Annotated in this window: 2 protein-coding genes and 1 pseudogene; all 3 read right to left on the bottom strand. The window is 34.7% G+C overall.

Features of this window, described 5'->3' with window-relative positions; translation table 11 throughout:
• Positions 1-1,715 (bottom strand): annotated as a pseudogene (locus tag BGM27_RS20840) (non-ribosomal peptide synthetase); the annotation flags it as partial.
• 1 nt (position 1,716) lies between these two features.
• Positions 1,717-4,433: non-ribosomal peptide synthetase (locus BGM27_RS20835; RefSeq protein ID WP_367948930.1), on the bottom strand; the 2,717-nt coding region annotated here is incomplete at its 3' end.
• Positions 4,434-4,514: 81 nt separating this feature from the next.
• Positions 4,515-5,057, bottom strand: a 543-nt coding sequence (locus BGM27_RS20305; protein WP_217031416.1) for a condensation domain-containing protein, incomplete at its 5' end; no start/stop codon positions are given.

Raw genomic sequence — 5,057 nt, 5'->3', positions numbered from 1 at the left:
GGTTCCCCAGTACTGCCGGATGAGTACATAATATACGCTAAATCGAGAGGAGAACCGCCGAAACATAAATTACTTGTGTCATTTTGATACAGTCGTTCTTCCTTAATATCGAGTCTCTCTCCTGAAAAATCTGCCAAATCTTGTTCACTGCCCGCAGTTAACAGTATTTGAGCGTTGCTGTCTCTCAACATATAGTCAATTCTGTCTGCCGGATAGCTTTTATCTATCGGAAGATAGGCACCGCCTGCTTTTAACACACCTAGAATTCCAATCACCATCTCAATTGAACTTTCGATCATAATCCCTACCACATTACCTGATTGAATGCCTTTTTTGCGTAAAGCGCGGCCAAGCTGATTAGCTTTTTCATTTAACTCTTTATACGTAATATGCTGGTTTTCGTAAACAACTGCCTGATGTCCCGGTCGCCTTTCCACTTGTTCCTCAAATAGTTCTACGATGTTTTTTTCTCTTGGATAAATGGTTTTCGTATTGTTAAACTCGTGTAAAATTTGATGTTTTTCTGGTTCAGTCATCATGTTAATTTGATATAGTTCAGCTTCATCGTTTCTGCAGATACTAGTCACAATTTCATTAAAATGGAGTGCCATTCTCTCAATCGTTTCTTTCTTAAAAAGACGCGTACAATATTCGATATTTCCGTTTATTGTGTTTTTGTGTTCTGTAATATGAAGCGTCAAATCAAATTTGGAGATATGACTTTCTCTTTGAATTTGTCTCAGCTGTAAGCCTTCATCTGCTCTTTCAGCCACTTCAGTGGCATGACTCATATTAAACATGACATCGAATAACGGATGTCTGCTTGTTTCTCTGTTCACCTCAAGCGTATCAATCAGATCCTCAAACTGGTAGTTTTGATTTTCATAGGCAAGCAGAGAATTGCTTTTCACCTCAGCTAAAAATTCAAGGAAACATTTCTCTCCCTCTGCTTTGTTTCGCAATGCAAGAGTATTAACGAACATTCCCATGATATCCTGCAAATCCGCATGTGTTCTTCCTGCAATTGGAGTACCGACTACTATATCTTCCTGTCCGCTGTATTTAGACAAAAGAATATAGAAGGCAGATAACAATACCATATGCATAGTCGTACCTGTTTTCTTGGCAATTTCACGTAAACCTTCTGTTTGGTCTTCATTCAACGAAAAGCCTAGGTGACTTCCTTCAAAACTTTTCATAAGAGGTCTTTCAAAATCGTATGGCAGATTTAAAACTGGAATATCTCCCTTGAATTGTTCAGTCCAATACTCTTTCTGTTTTTTAAGCTCGTCTGATTTCAGGAAAGAATTCTGCCATGCGGCGAAGTCTTTATATTGAATTCTTAATGGTTTAAGGTCCTGACCGTTATATAATTCCTTAAACTCAGAAAATAATCGTTCGACGGAGACACCATCACAGATGATATGATGCATATCGACCATTAAATAAGTTGCTTCCTCTAATTCAGCCATTTCCACTCTAAAAAGAGGGGCTTTATTCAATTCGAACGGACGAACAAAATCCTTTAAAAGATCTTCAACCGCCCATCCTTTTCTGTCTCTTCTTTCCATTGTAAAGGAGAAATCCGAATGGATTTTTTGGACAATATCACCATTCACATCTTCAAAAGATGTTCGTAATGACTCATGTCTGTCCACCAGTTTTTGAAAGATTTTCTCTACTTTTTTAGAGTCAATATCGCCTTTTACCGCAAANTGTCTGTCCACCAGTTTTTGAAAGATTTTCTCTACTTTTTTAGAGTCAATATCGCCTTTTACCGCAAAGACGATTGGCATATTATAAGCTGTTCTATTTTCCAATTGTTGAATCATGTACATTCTTTTTTGGGCAGAGGAAGCTTCATAGTAATCACTTTTTTGGCAAGCTGGAATCATTTCGTAACTTTTTTCTGTACGTCTGTTAATTACATCGCTTAAAGCCCGAATTGTAGGGTTTATAAAAAGTTCTTTGATCGGTAGTTCAATATCTAGATTTTTATGAAGTTTACTAATGAATACATTTGCTTTCAGAGAATGTCCGCCTAAATCAAAAAAGTTATCATCTATACCAACTTTAATGACCCCTAATACTTCTTGCCAAAGGTCAACTAATTCTTTTTCAATGTTATTTCTTGGAGCTGCATAGAGGTTTACGTTATCATTTACATTTGGCTTTGGTAATGAACGAAAGTCAGTCTTTCCATTATTCGTGAGAGGCATCTTCTCCAATTGCATGATATAAGAAGGCACCATGTAGTGCGGGAGGCTTTCATTCAGATAATTCTTTATATCTGAAATGCTCGCAGTACTCCTTACTACATAAGCAATGATGTACTGATCAAGATCAGAATTCTTTTCAGCATGCACAAATGCTTCTTTAACATCGGGATGGCGGAGCAAACAGTCCTCTATTTCTTTAAGTTCGATTCTTTGTCCTCTAATCTTTACTTGATTATCCTTTCTTCCCAGAAATTCAATGGTTCCATCAGAGAGCCACTTCGCTCTGTCTCCTGTTTTGTACATTCGCTGGCCTTTTTCAAACGGATTGTTTATAAATTTTTCTTTAGTCAGTTCAGGCCTATTTAAATAACCTCTAGCTAACCTGCTGCCTCCGATGCATATTTCACCTGGTATACCAATAGGCAATATATTATGGTCTTCATCTACTATGTAAACTTTCGTATTTGCGATCGGTTTACCTATCATAATTTTGTCATATCTCTCAACATGTCTCATAGCTGTTGTTTCTACCGTATTCTCTGACGGACCGTAACGGTTAACAATTTCTATATTACGATCCAATCGGTTTGTATACTCGATTGCTTTAACTGGCAGTTCCTCACCAACTAATGTTACTTGTCTTAAACTTATGGATTCTTCTAGAGAAATATAATCCAATACCGTTAAGTAAATAGAAGGTACACTGAAATAATCTGTAACTCCTAAAGTTTTTATAATTTCACTTATCTTATAAGGATTGATCATTTCCTCGTTATTTACTAATACAACCTTACTGCCTGCAATTAAAGGTGTATAGAATAAAAGAACAAAACCATCAAACGCATAGTTAATTATTGGAAGAACAATATTATTCTCACTATATTGATAATCGTTCTTCAGAAATAACATTGTTTGAGTCAGACTATGATGTTCTACCATTACCCCTTTAGGATTTCCGGTTGTACCTGACGTATAAATCACATAAGCTAAATCATTAGGTTGGTTGACTTGTTCTAAACGGCTTACATCTCCTTTAAAAGTTTCACTATTACCTGCATCTATAATAATTCCTTCAAACTTAATATCACTAATAAAGCGTTTTTCACTTACCAAAACTTTTATTTGTGCGTCATGCAACATGTATTCTATTCGATCCTTTGGATTTTTAGGATCTATTGGCATATAAGCAGCACCGGATTTTAAAATCCCCAAAATTCCTGCCACCATTTCTATTGATCTTTCCAACATAATCCCAACTATATCCTCAGACTGAATCCCTCTACTCCTTAATGTCCTCGCAAAAGCGTTAGATTTATCATTCAATTCTTTATAAGTAACTTTATTATCTTCATATATTAAAGCTGTTTGATCGGGTGTTTTTTCAGCTTGTAATTCAAATAGTTCATGGATAGGCTTATTAATTTCTTTATACTCCATATTTGTATTATTAAACTCATATAATATATGGTTCATTTGTGTCTCAGTCAGCAAACCTACATCTCTTACGGAACGATCGAGATTACCTAACATTTCATTTAGAGCGTGTATGAATCTTTCTGCAAAATGAATAACCGTCACTTCTTCATAAAGAGCTGAATTAAATACTAAAACCATCTCAACCTCTTCAGCTTGATTTTTCTCTAAGCAAATAGTTATTTCATTTTTTTGTGAATTGCAAATATATTCGATATCACCTTCTGCATGCAGCGGGTTGTAAGTAATACTAACAGGAGTTAATTCAGGTAATGTAAAGGGCATATTTAGTTTTCTAAAAGCAGGAACCAAATCTATATATTGATTTTCATATACATCTAATAATTTCTTCTGTATGTCTAAAAGAAACCTTTTAATATTTACGTTCCCATTTATAGAACATTTAAATGGCAGCATTTTATTTTTTATTGATAGCGGCCGCTTCTCATCCGAGAAATAAACCGGTACTCCAATTACTATTTCATCATTACCTGTGTACTTATATAACTCTATATTAAAAACTGCTAAGAAAATCACATATTCAAGCATGTCATTCCCTTTCGTAACAGACTTCAACTTATCTAAGACATTTTTTTTTATAGGAAACGATATGGTTTTTTTCTCATACTGGTCAGAATAAAAATCATAACCCACTCTCGTTTTTTCTATACCCTCTAAATGAAGCTCTTTCCAATACTGCTCTTGTTCGGATAAGTGTTGATTACCTGTATCCTTATTCATGTTAACCTCCATCTGTTTTATTAATTACCAGAGTATAAGCTTTATGACTCATACTCTGGTAAGGCTTTTTGAAAGCCGGGATTAAAATGAAAACTCTACATTTCTTAAATCGCTTACTTTATTCTTTTCATTCAAAATATATTTTTCTTCATCTTTATTTAATAGCTGAATGTCCCCGAGAATAATGCTACTATCTTTTAAAACCTTGGTTAGTATAGTGTTTAAATCTTCTATCGCCCTTTTTATGGTAGGTTTTTTAAATAGTTTTGTAGAATAGACCAGTTTCAAATGGATCTCCGAACCACTCTCAAATCCAACTAAACTCAAATCTACTCTTGATAAATCATTTTCTAAATTTACTTGTTTGAGTTCAATTCCATCTAGCGTCAAATCAACTTCATATTCGATGTTATTCAAATTGAAAATCACGTCAAATAAAGGATTTCTGCTAATGTCTCTTTTAATAGCTATATTCTCAATTAACTCTTCGAGCTGATAATTTTGATTGTCATATGCCTGCAGTGAATTCTCCTTTACTTCTTTCAAAAGTTCTTTGAATGTTTTCTCTTTATCTGGGTGATTCCTCACAGCCAGTGTATTGACGAACATACCGATCATATTTCT

This window comes from Bacillus sp. FJAT-27001 (assembly GCF_019039175.1).
Classification (GTDB): Bacteria; Bacillota; Bacilli; order Bacillales; family Bacillaceae; genus Bacillus; species Bacillus velezensis.
The sequence above is the reverse complement of the archived record's forward strand: the minus strand, read 5'-3'. Positions and strand labels throughout refer to the sequence as shown.